Source organism: Brevibacterium ihuae (genome assembly GCF_900184225.1).
GTDB classification, from domain to species: Bacteria; Actinomycetota; Actinomycetes; order Actinomycetales; family Brevibacteriaceae; genus Brevibacterium; species Brevibacterium ihuae.
In genome coordinates this window covers 1,622,701-1,640,009 of the sequence record NZ_FXWZ01000003.1, presented here as the reverse complement: position 1 = coordinate 1,640,009, position 17,309 = coordinate 1,622,701, and the positions used below count along the sequence as shown (strand labels likewise).

Here is a 17,309-nt window from a genome sequence, read left to right as displayed (position 1 = left end):
CGCCCGGCGGGCGTGGCCGGATCAGAGCATCCCGGCGGGAGCGTCGGATCAGAACATGAAGTGGGCGATCGTGCCGGCGGCGAACGCCCCGGCCGCGACCGCCGCACAGCTGAACTCGACGACGATCCCGATGCCGGCGGCCTTGATCGCCGCCCAGCTCGAGTCCCAGGCGGTGCGCGCCTCGCGCACCCGCAGGTATTCCGCGAGGTAGAGGCCCGCGACGAAGCCGACGAGCAGACCGACGACGGGGATGACGAAGAACCCGACGACGGCGAGCAGTCCGCCGATGACGAGCGAGGAGTTCGGCACCTGCTTGGCCTTGAGGCGCCGGCCGGTGAGGACGAGCGAGGCGCTCATCCCGATCGCGACGAGCACGACGACGACGGCGAAGGCGACCCACACCGGGGCGCTGCCGAGGACGAGCGCCCAGATGAGCGCCGCGATCGCGATGAGGATCGAACCCGGAAGCACGGGGACGACGATGCCGACGCAGCCGACGAGGATCGCCGCGCCGGCGAGCACGGTGGTGATGACGTCGACGGTCGTCGTGTCCACGTCAGCTCCCCGGGTGCGCGGCCCCGGCGGAGACCGTGCCCGCGGAGTCCGCGGGGTCGGAGACGTCGACCGTGTCGGCGAGGTCGTCGATCACCGGCTCCGCCGAGTCGGGCGTCTGCCGGTCGACGTCGGTCTCCGAATGGGCGCCGCAGCCGGAATCGAGCGCGACGACCCGGCCGTCGAACGGCGACCAGCCGTTGGCGCACACGCCGAACTGGGTGCGCAGGCTCCCGGCCATGGGCATGAGGTACCCGCACGTCGAGCACTGGGCGGAGGCGCGCTTGGCGTACTCCCCGTCCGGACCGGCCTCGGAGTCCTGCCAGCGCAGCGCGGCATTCGAGATCCCGTGGGCGGACAGCACGCGCCGCCGGCCGAGTCCGAGCTCGAAGATCGGCACCTGGTCCACGGCGTCGTCCTCGTCGAGCGGAACCTGCTCGAAGCCCTCTTCGAGGTTCGGGTCGTCGTCGACCTTGGGCAGGGTGTCGCGCGCGCCGAGGTCGCCGGGCCGCAGGCGGTCCTCCCACGGCAGCCAGCGCGGTGCGACGAGCGCGTCCTCACCGGGCAGCAGCGCGGTCTCGCACACGGTGATCCGCTTCGAGCGCGGGGCGCGGGCGAGAACGGCGACCCAGTGCCAGCCGCGGTAGGCCCGCGCGGTGCAGGCGAAGGAGTGGGTGGCGAGCCGCTGGCCCTCCATCACCGCGCCGAGGTGCGCGCCGATGTGATTCGGGTCGGCGGCCTCGGCGATCGCCTCCCGGGCGATGTCGACGGCGTCGAGGAGCAGGGCGTCCGCCGCCGGCCGTGCCTGGCGGCGCGGGGCGGTCCGGCGATCCTCGGGAGCCGGGGCCTGTTCAGCCGACGCGGGCGCCGGGGCGTCCGCGGATCCGGGCGCGGATTCCACGCCGGACTTCCAGCGGGAGAAGAGTTCCGACATCAGCCCTCCAGGTCGTCGGCGATGGCGCGCAGTACCTCTGCCACCTTATGCGAATGCCCGCTGTCGGGATAACGGCCCTTGCGGAGGCCGTTCGAGGTGTCGTCGAGGAGGCGGATGACGTCCTCGATCATCATCGCGGTCTTCTCCGGATCACGGCGCATGCGCTTGACCGCCGGGGTCTCGATGAGCCGGGCCTTGAGCACCTGCTTGCCCTTGCGCCCGTCGACGATGTCGAAGTCGAGGCGGGTGCCCTGCTTGACCTCGGCGCCGTCCGGCAGCGCGGTGGAGTGGAGGAACACCTGTTCCCCGTCGTCGGCGGTGATGAATCCGAAGCCCTTGTCGGTGTCGAACCATTTGACTCGTCCGGTCGGCATGATGTCCTTTCCGAGGTGCGGTGTACGGGTGGCGGCGGGTGCGCCGAGGAGGTGCGGCGGAGACGTCTCCGGGCCGGCGGGGCGGGCGACCGGGCGCTCAGGCCCGGCGGCGGCGTCCGATGGAGCGGACGAACTCGACCACCAGCAGGAGGAACGCCACCGGCAGCGTGATCATTCCGATCCACGTAGCGACGGCAGACGGCGTGCCGCCGGAGACGCCGACGATGACGACGAGCGCGAGGGCCGCGAAGCCGACGATGCTGAGCACCACCGCGGTCGCGGTGATGACGGTGTCGGTCGTCGTCGCTGTCATCTCGGCACCTCCTCCAGTGCGCTGCATCGGGTGCGCCGCGGGCGCGGCGGGCCGCGCGGTCCGGCGAGCGGACTCGCGCGCGGGCTCCCCCAGTGTAGCCGGATCGCACGCACCCCGGCCGTCCGGGGCCCGCCCGGCGCAGCGGACTACACTGGATGCGATGCCGCAGCTCATCTCCTTCGCCTCCTGGCTCGCCCGTGCCGAGGACTCCTGGTTCGTCGCCCTGTGCGAGGCCCGGCCCGATCTCCTGCGCACCGACACCCCCGATGTCCGGGCGCTCGCCGCCCGCGCGGCGTCCCGGGCCGCCGTCGCCGCCGCGGTGGAATCCCTCGACACCCCCGCGCTGCGCGCCCTCCATCGCGCCGCGGTCGCCGCGCGCGTCGACCCCGCGGTGCCCGGTGCGGAGCTCGGTGCCGATCCCGCGGCACTGCGCCGCCTGCTCGAGCTCGGCCTCGTCTGGCCGGCCCGCGCGGCCGACGTCGCGACCCCGCTCGACGCCGCGTCCTATCGGATCCACGCCGAGGTCGTCGGCCTCCTCCCGACCTCGGCGGCCGACCGCGCGCAGGAGATCCCGTGGCTCACCGGCGAGGCCCCGGCGCCGGCACCGGCCGTCCGGATCCCCGGGCCGCTCGTCGCCAATGCGCAGGCCGCGGCGGTGTCGGGGGTGCTCGCCGGCGTGCTGTCGGTGCTCGACGCGGTCGACGACGACCCGCCCTCCCAGCTCACGAGCGGCGGGATCGGCAAGCGCGAGGTGCAGGTCCGGGCCCGGGCCGCGCGCCTCGAGGTCCCGCACGCGACCTTCCTCCTCGAGCTCGCCGGCGCCGCCGATCTGCTCGGCGTCGGCGGATCGGACCTCGACCCCCAGTGGCTTCCCACCGCGGAGTACGACGCCTTCATGGAGCTCGACAGCGCGGAGGCCTACGGCAGGCTGCTGCGCACGTGGCTCACCGGCACCGTCGACACCACCCATGTGCTCGCCGGCCGCACCGGGCGCGGCGAGCGCGTCCACTCGCTCACCGCGGCCGCCGGGCGAGGCCGTCTCAATCCCTATGCCGGGTTCCCTTCCGCACTCCCCCAGCTCCCCTATCTCAAGCACCTCGTGCTGTCCGCGCTCCTCTCCGCGATCCCGGACGACGACCCGCAGCCGGCCGCGGCGGAGCCCGCGCACGACGACGGATCCCCCGCGGCGCACGCGGTCGCGTTCCCCGCGTTGCTCGCCCGTCTGCGCTGGGAGCGGCCGCTCGCCGCCGCGCTCTCCGAGGACACGCTCGCCCAGGTGCTCCGCGAGGCGCAGGCGCTCGGTCTCGTGTGCAGCCCGCTCGGCGATCCGCACGCCCACGGCCTCACCGCGTTCGGCCGGCTCACCGCCGCGGCGCTCGCCGCCGCGATGGAGCACGCGGCGGCACCGGCCGGGTACGAGCCGGGTCGGGTCGACCTCGGCACGGAGCTGCTGCCGCGCATCGCCGCCGCGCTGCCGGAGCCGCGGACGACGGTGCTCGTCCAGTCCGATCTCACCGCAGTGGCGGCGGGTCCCGTCGCGCCCCGGCTCCACGCCGAGCTCGACGACATCGCGACGGTCGAGGCGCGCGGCCAGGGCACCGTCTACCGCTTCACCTCCGAGTCGGTGGCGCGCGCCCTCCAGCGGGGCCGGTCCGCCGCCGACGTCCTCGCGTTCATCGAGCGGATCTCCTCGACCGGGGTCCCGCAGCCGCTGCGGTACCTCGTCGAGGAGGAGGCCGCCCGGCTCCGCCGCGTCCAGGTGGCGGCGGCGCGCGCGGTGCTCGTCGTCGACCGCCCCGACGATCTCGACCCGCTGCTCGCCGATCCGCTGCTCGCCGGTGCGGGACTCGAGCGCGTCGCTCCCACGGTGGCCGTGGCGGCCGTCTCCCGGGACCGGCTCGCCGCCCTCCTCGCCGCGGCGGGACAGCCGACCGTCACCCACGGCCGTGCTTCGACCACCCGGCAGCGCGCCTCCCGCCGCCGGGCTCCGACCGCCGTCACCCGGACCTCCCTGCGGGTCCCGGACGCCGAGCGCGCCGCTTTCATCGACGGCCTGCGCCGGTCCCGGTTCGCGGCGCCGGGAGCGGACGGCGGGACCGGGGACGACTCCCCGCTCGGGGTGCTCGACGTCCTGCGCGAGGCCCGCGCGGCCGGGCGCACCATCGACGTCGACGTCGTCGCGGCCGACGGGACCCGCCGGCGCCTCGCACTCACCCCGACGCAGATCACCGCGGGCCGGGTGCGCGGGATCCGGCGCGCGAGCGGCCGCGACACCGAGATCGCCCTCGCGGTGTCCCGGATCGCAGCTGCCACCCCGCACCCCGCGGAGCCGGCGGGCTCCGACGCCCCGGTCCGAGGTGCCGGATGAGCGGCCCCCTCATCGTCCAGTCGGATCGGACGATCCTCCTCGAGGCCGCACACCCGGACGCCGCCGAGGCGGCCGTCGCGATTGCGCCCTTCGCCCAGCTCGCCCGCACGCCCGAGCACGTCCACACGTACACCATCACCCCGCTCGGACTGTGGAACGCGCGGGCCAGCGGGCACGACGCGGAATCCGTCGTCGACACCCTGCTCGAGTTCGCCGGCCACCCGGTGCCGCACGAGGTGCTCCTCGACATCGTCGACATCATGGACCGGTTCGGCGTCCTCACCCTCCTCGCCTCCCCGGTCCACGGGCTCGTCCTCGAGAGCGCCCGGCCCGAGCTCCTCGACGAGCTCGTCGACCGGCCGGAGACCGCGGGGATCCTCGGATCCCGGATCGACGCCTCGACGGTCGCCGTCCACCCCTCGGAGCGCGGCGAGCTCAAGCACCGGCTCCTCCGGCTCGGCCACCCGGTCGCCGACCACGCCGGCTACGTCGACGGCGAGGCGCATCCCATCGGCCTCACCGCGGACTCCGCACCCGGCGGCGCCGGTCCGGACCGCACACCCGGCGGCGCCGGCACGGCGGGGACGATGGAGCCGGCCGGGACCTGGCACCTGCGCGACTACCAGCAGCGCGCCGTCGACGCCTTCCTCACCGGGGAGTCCGGGGTCGTCGTGCTCCCCTGCGGGGCGGGCAAGACGGTCGTCGGCGCGGCGACCATGGCCGCGGTGGGGACGACGACCCTCATCCTCGTGACGAACTCGGTGTCGGCCCGGCAGTGGAAGGCCGAGCTGCTGCGCCGCACCTCGCTCACCCCCGACGAGATCGGTGAGTACTCCGGCACCGTCAAGGAGATCCGGCCGGTGACGATCGCGACGTACCAGGTGCTCACCACCCGGCGGAAGGGGTCGTATCTCCACCTCGAGCTCCTCGACGCCCGCGACTGGGGACTCGTCGTGTACGACGAGGTGCACCTGCTGCCCGCCCCGGTGTTCCGGCTCACCGCGAGCCTCCAGGCGCGGCGGCGCCTCGGGCTCACCGCCACCCTCGTCCGCGAGGACGGCCGGGAGGAGGAGGTGTTCTCGCTCATCGGGCCCAAGCAGTTCGAGACGCCGTGGAAGGAGATCGAGCGGGCCGGCTACATCGCCCAGGCGACCTGCCACGAGGTGCGGGTGCGGCTCGATTCGGGCACCCGGATTGCGTACGCCCGCGCCGACGGCGAGGACCGCTACCGGCTCGCCGCGTGCTCGGATGCGAAGGTGCCGGTGGTCGAGGACCTCGTCGCCGCCCACCCCGAGGCCCAGGTCCTCGTCATCGGCCAGTACCTCGATCAGCTCGAGGAGCTCGGGGCCGCGCTCGGGGCACCCGTGCTCACCGGGCGGATGCCGGTGAGCGAGCGCACGCGGCTGTTCGACGCCTTCCGCACCGGGGAGATCCGGGTGCTCGTCGTGTCCAAGGTCGCGAACTTCTCCGTCGACCTCCCCGAGGCCTCGGTGGCGATCCAGGTGTCGGGCGCCTTCGGGTCGCGGCAGGAGGAGGCGCAGCGGCTGGGCCGGATCCTGCGGCCCAAGGCGCATGCGGAGCCCGCGACGTTCTACACCGTGGTCGCAGCCGACACCGTGGACGAGCACTTCGCCGCCCACCGGCGCCGCTTCCTCACCGAACAGGGGTACGCATACACGATCCGCTCCGCCGACGACGTCTGAGGAGCCCGCGCGGGCCGGTGCTCCCCGGCTCGCGGCTCGGAGATCCCCGACCCACGGATCGGAGCGCCTCAGCTCACGAGTCGGAGCTCCTCGGTGCGCGGCGCGACGTCGTCGACGACGACCTCGCGCACCGGCGCCCGGTCCTCGCCGAGCTTGATGAGGACGACGCCGGCGATGATGCACACGCCGCCGATGAGCTGCACGAAGCCGGGCAGCTCGGCGAGCACGAACCAGGCAACGACGACGGAGAACGGCACCTCGGTGAGGTTGACGAAGCTCGACACCGTCGCGCCGATGAGGCGCAGGCCCATGACGCCGGTGAGGTAGGCGCCGGCGGTCGCCGCCACGAGGAGGCCGACCGCCGCCCACCACGGCACGCTCGCCCCGCCGAGGTCGACGGGAGCGGCGGTGAAGGTGAAGTCGAGGATCCCGGTGGGCCACAGGAGGAGCATGGTGCCCGCGCCCACGCCCATGCCGAGTCCGGTGAGGGCGACGGGCGGGATGCCGATGTCGGACTTGGCGCCGATGAGGAAGTACGCGCACAGGCACACCGCGGCACCGAGCGCGAGCAGGACGGCGCCGACGTGGAGGTCCGCTCCGCGCGGGTCGAGGACGAGGACGAGCCCGGCCATCGCGGCGACCATGCCGGCGAAGGTCGCCGGGGCCGGGCGCACGCCGGTCCGCATCCACAGCCAGAACACGATCATCAGCGGCGCGGTCATCTCGAGCAGCAGCGCGACGGCGACGGTGAGGTGCTCGACGGCGAGGAAGTAGAGGAGCTGCACGCCGACCATCGCGACGACGCCGTAGAGGACGACGGTGCGCCAGTGCTCGACCACCGCGCCCCAGCGGCCGCGCATCGCGATGAGGGTGGGGACAGCGAGCACGATCGCGCAGCCGAGCAGCCGGAGGAGCACCACCGCCCCCGGGGTCCAGCCGACCGCGTACATCGCCTTGGCGACCGGGCCGGACGCGGCGAACAGGAACGACGACAGGAGGGTCAGTCCGAGACCCAGATAGACCTGCTGCTTCATGGTGTCCTCCTCACGGGATCATCACGGGAGTGACCTGCGTCACTCATGAGTGTTCGATGGTTGACTCCTGACACGGAGCCGCCGAATCTCAGTAGACACGACGACGGAGTCATGAGTCAAGTACATGACGGTACTGACATCATTGGCCGCCGCATCGACCCTCCGGGTAGACTGTCCGGACCATGTCACTCACCCACGAAGTGCGGACCAATCTGCTCATGCTCGTCGACCTGGTCAACAGCGGCCGACCGGGCGTCGAGGAGCTGCCCGACCCCGAAGCGCTCGCCGCGTTCACCGCGCGGCACGGGTTCACCGGCACCCTGACCGGGACGGAGGTCGAGCTCGAACGGGTGCGCGAGGTGCGCTCGGAGTTCACCACGGTGTTCGATGCGGACTCCGTCGAATCCGTCGCGGCGCTCGTCAACGCCACCATCCAGCGGTGCAATGCGCTGCCGCAGCTCGTCATCCACGACGGCTGGGGCTGGCACCTCCACGCCGTGGCCCAGACCGCCCCGATCTCCGACCGGATCGCCATCGACTCCGCCCTCGTCCTCGTCGATCTCATCCGCGAGGAGGAGCTCTCGCGCCTCCAGCGGTGCGCCGCCGAGGACTGCGACGGCGTGTTCGTCGACTTCTCCCGCAACCGCTCGAAGCGCTACTGCGACCTCGGCAACTGCGCCAACCGGACCCACGTCGCCGCCTACCGCAGGCGCCAGGAGTCCGTCGACGCCTGACAAGCGACCCTGCCGGGGGTCCCGGCCCGGCGCTATGGTGGATCCATGGTCGCCATCGCAATCCTCATCGGACTCCTCGCCCTGGTCGCCGCAGCCGTCGCGCTCGCGGTCCTCGTCTCCGGCTGGTGGTGGCTGCTCGCCGGACCGGCGATCCTCCTGCTCGTCGTCGCGCTCGTCGACATCACCCAGCGCGAGCGCGCGATCCTCCGCAATTTCCCGCTCCTCGGACGCGGCCGGTACCTCATGGAGACCATCCGGCCGATGATCCAGCAGTACTTCGTCGAGCGGAACTACGACGGCAAGCCCTTCGACCGGGACGTCCGGCAGCTCATCTACGAGCGCGCAGCGGGCACCCACTCGGTCAAGTCGTTCGGCACCGAGCTCGAGGTGCGCGCACCCGGGTACGAGTACCTCGTCCACTCGGTGCAGCCCGGCCGGATCCCCGAGGGCGAGCACCGCGTGCGCCTCGGCGGCCCGCAGTGCACCCGGCCCTACGACGCCTCGCTGCTCAACATCTCCGCGATGAGCTTCGGCTCGCTGTCGAAGAACGCGGTGCTCGCGATGAACCACGGCGCGGGCAAGGGCGGCTTCCTCCACGACACCGGGGAGGGCGGGCTGACGAAGCACCACCTCGCCGGCGGCGCGGACCTCATGTGGGAGTTCGGCAGCGGGTACTTCGGCTGCCGCGACGCGGAGGGGAACTTCTCCCCCGAGGAGTTCACCCCGAAGGCGCGGCTCGATGCGGTGAAGGCGATCACCATCAAGCTCTCGCAGGGGGCCAAGCCCGGGCTCGGCGGCGTGCTGCCGGCGGACAAGGTCACCGCCGAGATCGCCGAGGCGCGCGGCGTGCCGATGGGCCAGGACTGCATCTCCCCGCCCGGGCACTCCGCCTTCGGCACCCCCCGGGAGATGATGGAGTTCATCGGCCGGCTGCGCGAGCTCTCCGACGGCAAGCCCATCGGCTTCAAGCTCTGCGTGGGCATGCGCCGCGACCTCCTCGCGCTGTGCAAGGCGATGCTCGAGACCGGGATCCTGCCCGACTACATCATCGTCGACGGCTCGGAGGGCGGCACCGGCGCGGCGCCGCTCGAGTACGAGGACCACATGGGCACCCCGCTCGCCGAAGGGCTCCGACTCGTCCACAACGCCCTCATGGGCTGCGGGCTGCGCGAGCACATCCGGCTCGGCGCCGCCGGCAAGATCGCGAGCGGCCACGACATCGTCCGGATGCTCATCCAGGGCGCGGACTTCTGCATGTCGGCCCGGGCGATGATGATGGCCGTGGGCTGCATCCAGGCCCAGAAGTGCCACACCAACCACTGCCCCACCGGGGTCGCGACCCAGGATCCCAAGCTCGCCCGCGGCCTCGACGTCACCTCGAAGTCCGAGCACGTGTACCGGTACCACAGGGCGACGATCGAGGAGACGAAGCAGATGCTCTCGACCCTCGGCGTCGAGAGCCCCGCGGAGCTCGACTTCCGGATGCTCCGCCGCCGCATCAGCCAGACGGAGGTGGTGTCGTACCAGACGCTCCACAACTGGCTCCGGCACGAGGAGCTGCTCACCGATCCGCCGCGCGGCTGGGCGGCGGACTGGCAGGCCGCCTCAGCCGACCGGTTCGGCCCGGATCCCGCGCTCCGCGGCGCCCGCTACTCCGGCGACCGCGACCGCGACGGCATCCCCGACGTCGGCCTCGAGCAGACCGCCGGCTCCGGCGACTCCTCCGGCTCCGAGGGCAGGGACATCCTCCAGGACGCCCCGGACGAGAAGAGCCACCATGCCTGAGCACTGCGCTCCATTATGTGACCCAGATCACATTCATGTCCAGGTGACGTCCAGGAGACTCCCAGACCGAGGCTCCATACTCGAATCATGAACTCCACGCATCATGACGCCCAGGACGTCGAGGCCACCCTCCTCGTCGTCGACGACGAACCCAACATCCGCGAACTGCTCTCGACCAGCCTGCGGTTCGCCGGCTTCGACGTGGTGTCGGCCGCGAACGGCACCGAGGCCCTCCGACTGGCGGAGCAGACCGAGCCCGACCTCCTCGTCCTCGATGTCATGCTCCCGGACATCGACGGCTTCACCGTCACCCGCCGTCTGCGCCAGGCCGGCCGCCACATCCCGGTCGTGTTCCTCACCGCGCGCGACGACACCTCCGACAAGATCACCGGCCTCACGGTGGGCGGCGACGACTATGTCACCAAGCCGTTCTCCCTCGAGGAGGTCGTCGCCCGCATCCGCGCCGTGCTGCGCCGGACCCACAGCCTCGAGGAGGAGGAGACCGCGGTCATCGAGGTCGGCGAGCTCGAGCTCGACGACGACACGCACGAGGTGCGCCGCGGGGGCATCCTCATCGACCTCTCCCCCACCGAGTTCAAGCTCCTGCGCTACCTCATGCTCAACGCCAACCGGGTGCTCTCGAAGTCCCAGATCCTCGATCACGTGTGGGAGTACGACTTCGGCGGGGACACCGGCATCGTCGAGTCCTACATCTCGTATCTGCGGCGCAAGATCGACACCGCTCCGACCACCGACGAGGCGGGCAACCCGGTCGAGCTCACGTGGACCCCGATGATCCAGACCAAGCGCGGTGTGGGCTACATGCTCCGCACCCCCGACAGCAAGTAAGCGGACCCCGTCATCTCCGCCCCCGTCAGACACCGCCGCCGGGACCGGACGGTCATCTGGGAGGAATGGTCGCTCACGACCAAGCTCCTCACCATCATGATGACCCTCATGGTCCTCGTGCTGTCCGGCACGAGCGCCTGGGTCCTCGAGAACCTCCGGGCGAGCCTCATCGAACGCACCGACCAGCGGCTCATCCAGGCCTCCGAGGCGCTCGCGATCCAGGCCGCCGACCAGGTGCTCGTCCCCTCGCCGCTGCGGACCCCGGAGAGCACGACGCCGTCGGAGAGCTCGCTGCGCAGCCTGCTGCCGGGCTCGTACTACGTGCAGTTCTACACGACGGACGGCGAGACGATCTACGATCCGGTGGCGCCGGAACCGGACAACACCCCGCGCCTGCCGACCATCGACTCCGACACCGTGACGACGATGCAGGGGCGCCCGTTCACCGTCAACGGCACCGGATCGCAGTGGCGCGCCCGCGCGCTCACCGTGAGCGGATCCGACCTCCTCGTCGCGATCGCGGTGCCCTTCGACCGCGAGGTCGACGCGATCAGCGAGCGCGCCCGCAACACCATGGTCGGCATCGGGCTGCTCGCCCTCGCTCTCGTCGCCGGGGTCGGGTACTTCGCGATCACCAACACCTTCCGGCCGCTCAAGGCGATCGAGGAGACCGCCTCGCGGATCGCCGCCGGCGACCTGAGCCAGCGCGTCTCGACGTACCCGCCGGGCACCGAGCTCGGGCGGCTGTCCTCCGCGCTCAACACCATGCTCGGTCGGATCGAGGACTCGTTCGACGGCCAGACCCGTTCGGAGAAGCGGATCCGGCAATTCGTCTCCGACGCCTCCCACGAGCTGCGCACCCCGCTCGTGACGATCCGCGGGTACGCGGAGCTCTACCGGCAGGGCGCGGTCACCGACCCGGAGCACATCGCCCAGGCGATGGACCGGATCGAGGCCGAGGCCAAGCGGATGGGGGTCCTCGTCGACGATCTCGTGCTCCTCGCGCGGATGGACGAGCTGCGGCAGACGGAGACCGGCCCGGTCGACCTCGCGGCGATCGTCCGCGATGCCGCCGCGGACGCCGCCGCGCAGGACCCCGACCGCGACATCAGCTTCATCGGGCTCGACGGCGAGGACGCCCGTCCGGTGCCGGCGGTCATCGGCTCCGACTCGAAGATCCGCCAGGTCATCGTCAACCTCGCCGGCAACGCCGTACGCCACACGCCCCCGGAGACCGCGATCGAGTTCGCGCTCGGCGTCGTCGGCCTTCCGGACCCGGAGCCCGCCGCCCCGGAGTCGAAGCCCGAGCGCGGCTTCGTTACCGGGCCGGTGCGGATCTTCCGCCGCGACTCCGCCGAGGAGCGCAAGCAGGCGGCGGAGAAGAAGCGCGGGGCGAAGGCCGAGAAGGCCGAGGAGCGCGCCGCGGCCAAGCAGACCGGCGTGGTCGTGCGGACCCGCACCGAGGAGCAGCCGATCGTGCCGGACTTCTCCGCCGCGGGCGGCGTGAGCGTGAGCGAGAACCTCCGCGGATTCCCCGCCGGTCGCGTCCGCTTCGAGGTGCGCGACCACGGCGAGGGCATCGACCCCGAGCTCGCTCCGCGGATCTTCGAGCGCTTCTACCGCCTCGATTCCTCCCGCAACCGCGACACCGGGGGCTCCGGCCTCGGTCTGTCGATCGTCAAGGCGATCATCGATTCGCACCGGGGCGAGATCTCCGTGCACCCGACCCCGGACCCCGAGTCCGATCCGACGAGAAAGGACCAGGCATGAGCAGCAATCCCCCCTTCCCGGGCACCGGCGGAGGTCACCCCGGCGGACCGGGCCGGCACTCCCAGCAGCAGCCCCCGACCTTCGGCCCCGGCACGGGCGCCGGCTCCCCGCCCCCGCAGGGGGGTGCCGGGCAGCCGTATCCTTCCGGCCCCGGCCGGCCGTACCCGCAGCAGCCGCCCGTCGGCACGGGATTCGGCAGCGGCGGCGCACCCGGTGCCACCGGCCCCGCGCACGGAGGATCCGGAGCGCCCGGCGGCCGGCCGGCGGGCGCGTCCGGTTTCGGCTCGCCCGCCCCGGGAGCCGGCGGATACGGCACTGCCGCCCCGGCCCACACCTCGAGCAGCGCTCCGACGAGCAGCTACGCCGCGGCCAGTCCCGGCCCGCAGTCCGGCGGCGCTCCTGCGCAGCAGCCGCCCGAGTCGGCTCCGGCTGCCGCGCAGACCCGCCGTCGCGGTCCCGGCTGGCTCCCGCTCATCGCTTTCGCACTCCTCGCGGCGCTCATCGGCGGCGCGCTCGGCATCGGCACCGCGTTCTACCTCGACGCGCAGGACGATCGGCAGTCCCAGGAGGAGGTGACGATCGAGACCCCGGACTGGACGACGATCGCCGCCGAGGCCTCGAAGAGCGTCGTCGCGATCCAGGTCGGCGTCAACGGCCAGATGTCGGGGGTGGGATCCGGGTTCGTCTACGGCGACCAGGGCTACGTCATCACGAACAACCACGTCGTCGCCGCGGCCGACACCGCCGGCGGCGAGGTGCAGGTCGTGACGAACTCCGGCGCGATGGTCACCGCCTCGATCGTCGGCCGCGATCCGGAGACCGACATCGCCGTCCTCCAGCTCGACCAGCAGCCCGAGGGCGTGACGCCGCTGCCGGTCGGCGCCTCCGACGCGATGCAGGTGGGCGATCCGGTGATGGCGCTCGGCAACCCGCTCGGCCTCGCCGATACGGTGACCACCGGCATCGTCTCCGCGCTCAACCGCCCGGTCACCACGTCGAACATCGGGGAGAACCCCTCAGAGGAGGACGTCGCCCTCACCATCACCAACGCGATCCAGACCGACGCGGCGATCAACCCGGGCAACTCCGGCGGTCCGCTCGTCAACGGCCAGGGCGAGGTCATCGGGGTGAACTCCTCGACGGCGACCCTGCAGCAGCCGGGCTCCGGCGGCCAGAGCGGCTCGATCGGCATCGGCTTCGCGATCCCGATCTCGCAGGCGACGAACATCGCCGACCAGCTCATCTCCACCGGCACGGCCGTGCACCCGCACCTCGGCGTGAGCATCACCTCCGGCGAGGTCGAGGCCGGCGGCATCTCCCGCGGATCCGCGGTCGTGTCCTCCGTGGAGGGCGGTTCTGCCGCCGAGCAGGCCGGCATCCAGCAGGGCGATCACATCATCGCGCTCGACGACACCCCGGTGAACTCGAGCGTCTCCCTCCAGGCGCTCGTCCGGTCCAAGGCGGTCGGCGACACCGTGTCCCTCACGGTCGTGCGCGGCGGTCAGGAGACGAACGTCCAGGTGACGCTGGGCTCGAACTGAGCGAGCGGCGCCGCCTGCCGACGGGCGAGCGACGCGTGCTCCGTGGGCGGGCGGCGCGCGCTCCGCGGCGGTCGCCCGGCCGCAGGGCACGGGCACAGCAGCCCGGTGACCACAGGGCACGGCCGCGCCACCCCGTGCGACCGCAGGCCTGTGGACGGATCCCCTCCGTCCACAGGTCTGCGGCGTCTCGCAACCGCGGCCGGCCCCGGTTCCACACTGGGATCCCCAGCACCGGATCAGGAGGTCCCCATGTCCGTGTTCGAAGTCGATTCCGAACGCATCCTCGCCACCGCCGCCACCGCTTCGCGATCGGTCTCGGTGCTCGGCGGCGAGGTCGACGCGCTCCTCGGCCACCTGCGCTCCCTCAACGAGTGCTGGCGGGGCAGCGCGTCCCAGAACTTCACCGCAGTCGTCGAGGACTGGGAGGCCGTCCAGCGCCGCGTCCACGAGTCCCTCGACTCGATCAAGGAGGCGCTCCAGCTCGCGGGCCGGCAGTACACCGAGGTCGAGGAGGCGAACACCCGGCTGTTCCTCCGCTGAGGCCCGGGGCGGGGCTCACGTCCTCGGCGGAAATTTCCAGGCTCACGCAGTAGGCTGGATCGCGACAGCATCCGACCCGTGCGCCGTGGCCGCCTGCGTCCCGCGAACGCACCACCGCGGTCGCGGGGCCGGCCTCGAAGGAGACTCCCAGCATGAGCATTTTCAAACGCATCGCCATGATCTTCGGCGCGAAGGCCAATTCGGCCCTCGACAAGGCCGAGAACCCCAACGAGACCCTCGACTACTCGTACCAGAAGCAGCTCGAGCTGCTCCAGAAGGTGCGGCGCGGGGTCGCGGACGTGGCGACGAGCCGGAAGCGCCTGGAGCTCCAGATCGGACAGCTCGAGCAGCAGCAGTCCAAGCTCCAGTCGCAGGCGCAGAAGGCGCTCGAGGTCAACCGCGAGGACCTCGCCCGCGAGGCCCTCACCCGCAAGTCGGGCCTGTCCCAGCAGATCTCCGACCTGCAGACCCAGCACCAGAACCTCCAGGCCGAGGAGCAGAAGCTCACCACCGCCTCGCAGCGCCTGCAGGCCAAGGTCGACGCGTTCCGCACCCGCAAGGAGACCATCAAGGCGACCTACACCGCCGCAGAGGCGCAGACGAAGATCGGCGAGGCCTTCACCGGCATCTCCGAGGAGTTCGGCGACGTCGGCCTCGCGATCCAGCGCGCCGAGGACAAGACCGCCCAGCTCCAGGCCCGCGCCGGTGCCGTGGACGAGCTCATCGCCTCGGGTGCGCTCGACGACATGACCGGCAGCTCCAAGGACGACATCTCCGCCCAGCTCGACGCGCTGTCGAGCGAGAACGACGTCGAGACCGAGCTCGCCCGGATGCGCGAATCGCTGCCCGGCGGACAGTCGGCCCGCCGCCCGGCGCTCGAGGCCGAGGACGCCGAGGTCACCGACCCCGCGCAGGGCTCGGCCGGCGACACGGTCGACGGCACCGTCGAGGGCCGCGGGGGTGCGCAGTGATCGTCCGCATCATGGGCGAGGGCCAGTTCGACGTCGCCGACGTCGAGCAGGAGACCCTCCAGAAGTACGACGACGAGGTCGAGGCCGCGGTCGAGGCCGGCGACGCCGACCATGTCCACCGAGCGCTCGAGGCGCTGCGTGGGTACATCTTCGACCACGCCCAGCCGGTCGCCGACGACTACCTCGGCGGCTCCGACATCGTCATCCCTTACCCGGATGCCGAGATCGAGGACATCCGCCGCCTCCTCACCGGCGACGGGCTCATCCCCGACCTCACCTGAGACCGCACCCACCTCAAGGAAGCAGGCCCGCACCGCACATGTCCACCTCGCGCTTCATCAAGGACCGCGGACTGACGTTCCGCATGGGTCTCACCGTGTTCCTCAACGGTCTGATCTACGTCGTCCTCATCCTCGCGATCTGGTGGATCCTCGGCCAGAGCACCGCCGGGGTGATCGGAGCCCTCATCATCAGTGCGGGCCTGTTCTTCTTCCAGTGGTACTTCTCCGACACGATCGCGCTCAAGTCGATGCGCGCTCGGGTCGTCAGCCCGGAGGAGGCGCCCGAGCTCCACGTCATGGTCGACCGGCTGTGCCAGCTCGCCGACTCGACGAAGCCGCGGGTCGCGTACTCCGACTCCCCCGTGCCGAACGCGTTCGCCACCGGCCGCTCGCCGAGCCACTCGGTCGTGTGCGTGACCCGCGGGCTCCTCGAGCAGCTCGAACCGGCCGAGGTCGAGGCGGTGCTCGCCCACGAGCTCTCCCACGTCGCCCATCGCGACGTCACGGTGATGACAGTCGCCGGGGTCACCGGCGTCATCGCCGGCCTCATGATGCGCAGCTTCCTCTACGTCGGGGGCGGCCGCGGCCGCGGGAACTCGAACACCGGCGGGATCCCGATCCAGCTCGCCATGGTGCTCGTCGGCGTCGTCGTCTATGCGTTGAGCTTCGTCCTCATCCGCGTGCTGTCGCGCTACCGCGAGCTCGCCGCCGACCGCGCCGCCGCCTATCTCACCGGCAGCCCCTCGACTCTCGCCTCGGCACTCACCAAGATCAGCGGCGAGATGGGCCGGATCCCCGCGCAGGACCTGCGCGCCTCGTCCGGCGCGAATCACCTCGCGCTCATCCCTGCCGCGAACGGCCGCGACGTCGTCCAGTTCCTCAGCACCCACCCGAGCCTCGAACAGCGGCTCGCCCAGCTGCAGCGGATCTCCCAGGAGCTCTCCCGCCCGATGTGAAAGGAGGCTCCCCCGTGGGATTCCTCGATGCCCTGCTCGGACGCAGCACGCCGCGGAAGGCCAATCTCGACGACCTCTTCGCCCTCCCCCCGGCCGCGCTCACCCTCGAGGTGGCGAGCGGGCTGCGGCCCACCGGCACCGCCGCGGTGGCGTTCCGCGAGGTCGAGGGCGGGGCGTTCGCCCAGGTCGAGCAGGAGTCGCGCGCGCTCATCGCCAAGGACCCCGCCTGCACCGTGCGGCAGGAGAACGACGGCTACGGGTACACCTGGCAGGTCATCACCGACGCGGACGCGGACATCTCCAACCTCGTGACGAACGTTCACGCGGTGAATTCCTCGCTCGAGATCCAGGGCTTCGGCCCGATGCTCCTGTGCTCGACGCTCTACTTCGCCGACGCCGAGGGCGCGCAGGCCGCTCTCGTCTACCTCTACAAGCGCGGGACCTTCTACCCGTTCGTGCAGACCGGGCGCCACACCCGGGACACCGCGCGCGAGATCCAGATCCGCGGCATCGTGTCGCAGGAGCTCAGGATCGAATCGGACCTCTCGAAGTGGTCGCCGGTGTGGGACGCACCGGGCATGCATCCCGCGGGCTGATCCGGGAG

The 17,309-nt window shown here is 72.0% G+C and carries 16 protein-coding genes and 2 pseudogenes; 13 read left to right on the top strand and 5 right to left on the bottom strand.

The genetic code is table 11. The features are described from left to right. Positions 1-48: 48 nt before the first annotated feature. The 4 genes from C1A17_RS12675 to C1A17_RS12660 form a co-directional block, all read right to left on the bottom strand. Positions 49-555 carry a DUF456 domain-containing protein gene (locus C1A17_RS12675; RefSeq protein ID WP_101653316.1) on the bottom strand — a complete coding sequence of 169 codons (507 nt, stop codon included), beginning with the start codon at positions 553-555 and terminating at the stop codon, positions 49-51. Between the two features lies 1 nt (position 556). Beyond that, positions 557-1,486 carry a DUF3027 domain-containing protein gene (locus C1A17_RS12670; protein ID WP_101653315.1) on the bottom strand — a complete coding sequence of 310 codons (930 nt, stop codon included), beginning with the start codon at positions 1,484-1,486 and terminating at the stop codon, positions 557-559. Further along, complete coding sequence (locus C1A17_RS12665; protein ID WP_101653314.1) at positions 1,486-1,860, bottom strand: cold-shock protein; 375 nt, start codon at positions 1,858-1,860, stop codon at positions 1,486-1,488. The genes C1A17_RS12670 and C1A17_RS12665 overlap by 1 nt, the downstream gene beginning before the upstream one ends. 97 nt (positions 1,861-1,957) lie before the next feature. Further along, positions 1,958-2,173 (bottom strand): hypothetical protein, encoded by a 216-nt coding sequence (locus C1A17_RS12660; protein ID WP_101653313.1) that lies wholly within the window; start codon positions 2,171-2,173, stop codon positions 1,958-1,960. A 160-nt stretch (positions 2,174-2,333) separates the two neighbouring features. On the opposite strand from C1A17_RS12660, the gene C1A17_RS12655 reads away from it, so the two are divergent. Continuing rightward, on the top strand, positions 2,334-4,541 hold the full coding sequence (locus C1A17_RS12655) for a helicase-associated domain-containing protein (RefSeq protein ID WP_101653312.1): 2,208 nt from the start codon (positions 2,334-2,336) through the stop codon (positions 4,539-4,541). Continuing rightward, the gene (locus C1A17_RS12650) at positions 4,538-6,244 is read left to right on the top strand and encodes a DNA repair helicase XPB (RefSeq protein WP_101653311.1); all 1,707 of its coding nucleotides are present in this window, start codon (positions 4,538-4,540) and stop codon (positions 6,242-6,244) included. The genes C1A17_RS12655 and C1A17_RS12650 overlap by 4 nt, the downstream gene beginning before the upstream one ends. 68 nt (positions 6,245-6,312) lie before the next feature. Here the strand turns inward: C1A17_RS12650 and C1A17_RS12645 are convergent, their stop codons facing one another. Continuing rightward, the gene (locus tag C1A17_RS12645; RefSeq protein ID WP_101653310.1) at positions 6,313-7,278 is read right to left on the bottom strand and encodes an EamA family transporter; all 966 of its coding nucleotides are present in this window, start codon (positions 7,276-7,278) and stop codon (positions 6,313-6,315) included. A gap of 182 nt (positions 7,279-7,460) precedes the next feature. Here C1A17_RS12645 and C1A17_RS12640 point away from each other — a divergent pair, with 182 nt between their 5' ends. The 11 genes and pseudogenes from C1A17_RS12640 (at position 7,461) to pspAB (ending at position 17,301) form a co-directional block, all read left to right on the top strand. Next, positions 7,461-8,012 carry a CGNR zinc finger domain-containing protein gene (locus C1A17_RS12640; RefSeq protein WP_101653309.1) on the top strand — a complete coding sequence of 184 codons (552 nt, stop codon included), beginning with the start codon at positions 7,461-7,463 and terminating at the stop codon, positions 8,010-8,012. Between the two features lie 45 nt (positions 8,013-8,057). Beyond that, on the top strand, positions 8,058-9,797 hold the full coding sequence (locus C1A17_RS12635) for an FMN-binding glutamate synthase family protein (protein WP_101653308.1): 1,740 nt from the start codon (positions 8,058-8,060) through the stop codon (positions 9,795-9,797). Between the two features lie 87 nt (positions 9,798-9,884). After that, on the top strand, positions 9,885-10,646 hold the full coding sequence (locus C1A17_RS12630) for a response regulator transcription factor (protein WP_101653307.1): 762 nt from the start codon (positions 9,885-9,887) through the stop codon (positions 10,644-10,646). A 96-nt stretch (positions 10,647-10,742) separates the two neighbouring features. Beyond that, positions 10,743-11,651: pseudogene (locus C1A17_RS14850) on the top strand (histidine kinase dimerization/phospho-acceptor domain-containing protein); the annotation flags it as partial. Positions 11,652-11,654: 3 nt separating this feature from the next. Continuing rightward, positions 11,655-12,374, top strand: a pseudogene (locus tag C1A17_RS14845) (sensor histidine kinase); the annotation flags it as partial. Between the two features lie 38 nt (positions 12,375-12,412). Then, the gene (locus C1A17_RS14720) at positions 12,413-13,957 is read left to right on the top strand and encodes a S1C family serine protease (protein WP_101653305.1); all 1,545 of its coding nucleotides are present in this window, start codon (positions 12,413-12,415) and stop codon (positions 13,955-13,957) included. 249 nt (positions 13,958-14,206) lie between these two features. Continuing rightward, entirely contained in the window at positions 14,207-14,497 is a 291-nt protein-coding gene (locus C1A17_RS12615) for a WXG100 family type VII secretion target (RefSeq protein WP_101653304.1), read from the top strand. A 152-nt stretch (positions 14,498-14,649) separates the two neighbouring features. Then, positions 14,650-15,468, top strand: coding sequence for a PspA/IM30 family protein (locus C1A17_RS12610; RefSeq protein WP_101653303.1), 819 nt, complete (start codon positions 14,650-14,652; stop codon positions 15,466-15,468). Further along, a complete protein-coding gene (pspAA, locus tag C1A17_RS12605; RefSeq protein WP_101653302.1) occupies positions 15,465-15,749 on the top strand; it encodes a PspA-associated protein PspAA in 285 nt (94 codons plus the stop codon). The genes C1A17_RS12610 and pspAA overlap by 4 nt, the downstream gene beginning before the upstream one ends. Positions 15,750-15,787: 38 nt before the next feature. Then, positions 15,788-16,705, top strand: coding sequence for a zinc metalloprotease HtpX (gene htpX, locus C1A17_RS12600; protein WP_101653301.1), 918 nt, complete (start codon positions 15,788-15,790; stop codon positions 16,703-16,705). A gap of 14 nt (positions 16,706-16,719) precedes the next feature. Next, positions 16,720-17,301: a PspA-associated protein PspAB gene (gene pspAB / locus C1A17_RS12595; protein WP_101653300.1), complete on the top strand. Its 582-nt coding sequence runs from the start codon at positions 16,720-16,722 to the stop codon at positions 17,299-17,301. Positions 17,302-17,309 lie beyond the last annotated feature (8 nt).

Excerpts from the sequence above, each read along its gene's own strand:
- C1A17_RS12635 (WP_101653308.1), top strand. The coding sequence starts at position 8,058 with ATGGTCGCCATCGCAATCCTCATCGGACTCCTCGCCCTGGTCGCCGCA.
- C1A17_RS12655 (WP_101653312.1), top strand. The coding sequence starts at position 2,334 with ATGCCGCAGCTCATCTCCTTCGCCTCCTGGCTCGCCCGTGCCGAGGAC.
- C1A17_RS12640 (WP_101653309.1), top strand. The coding sequence starts at position 7,461 with ATGTCACTCACCCACGAAGTGCGGACCAATCTGCTCATGCTCGTCGAC.
- C1A17_RS12630 (WP_101653307.1), top strand. The coding sequence starts at position 9,885 with ATGAACTCCACGCATCATGACGCCCAGGACGTCGAGGCCACCCTCCTC.
- C1A17_RS12610 (WP_101653303.1), top strand. The coding sequence starts at position 14,650 with ATGAGCATTTTCAAACGCATCGCCATGATCTTCGGCGCGAAGGCCAAT.
- C1A17_RS14720 (WP_101653305.1), top strand. The coding sequence starts at position 12,413 with ATGAGCAGCAATCCCCCCTTCCCGGGCACCGGCGGAGGTCACCCCGGC.
- C1A17_RS12665 (WP_101653314.1), bottom strand. The coding sequence starts at position 1,860 with ATGCCGACCGGACGAGTCAAATGGTTCGACACCGACAAGGGCTTCGGA.
- C1A17_RS12615 (WP_101653304.1), top strand. The coding sequence starts at position 14,207 with ATGTCCGTGTTCGAAGTCGATTCCGAACGCATCCTCGCCACCGCCGCC.
- htpX (WP_101653301.1), top strand. The coding sequence starts at position 15,788 with ATGTCCACCTCGCGCTTCATCAAGGACCGCGGACTGACGTTCCGCATG.
- C1A17_RS12670 (WP_101653315.1), bottom strand. The coding sequence starts at position 1,486 with ATGTCGGAACTCTTCTCCCGCTGGAAGTCCGGCGTGGAATCCGCGCCC.
- C1A17_RS12660 (WP_101653313.1), bottom strand. The coding sequence starts at position 2,173 with ATGACAGCGACGACGACCGACACCGTCATCACCGCGACCGCGGTGGTG.
- C1A17_RS12645 (WP_101653310.1), bottom strand. The coding sequence starts at position 7,278 with ATGAAGCAGCAGGTCTATCTGGGTCTCGGACTGACCCTCCTGTCGTCG.
- C1A17_RS12650 (WP_101653311.1), top strand. The coding sequence starts at position 4,538 with ATGAGCGGCCCCCTCATCGTCCAGTCGGATCGGACGATCCTCCTCGAG.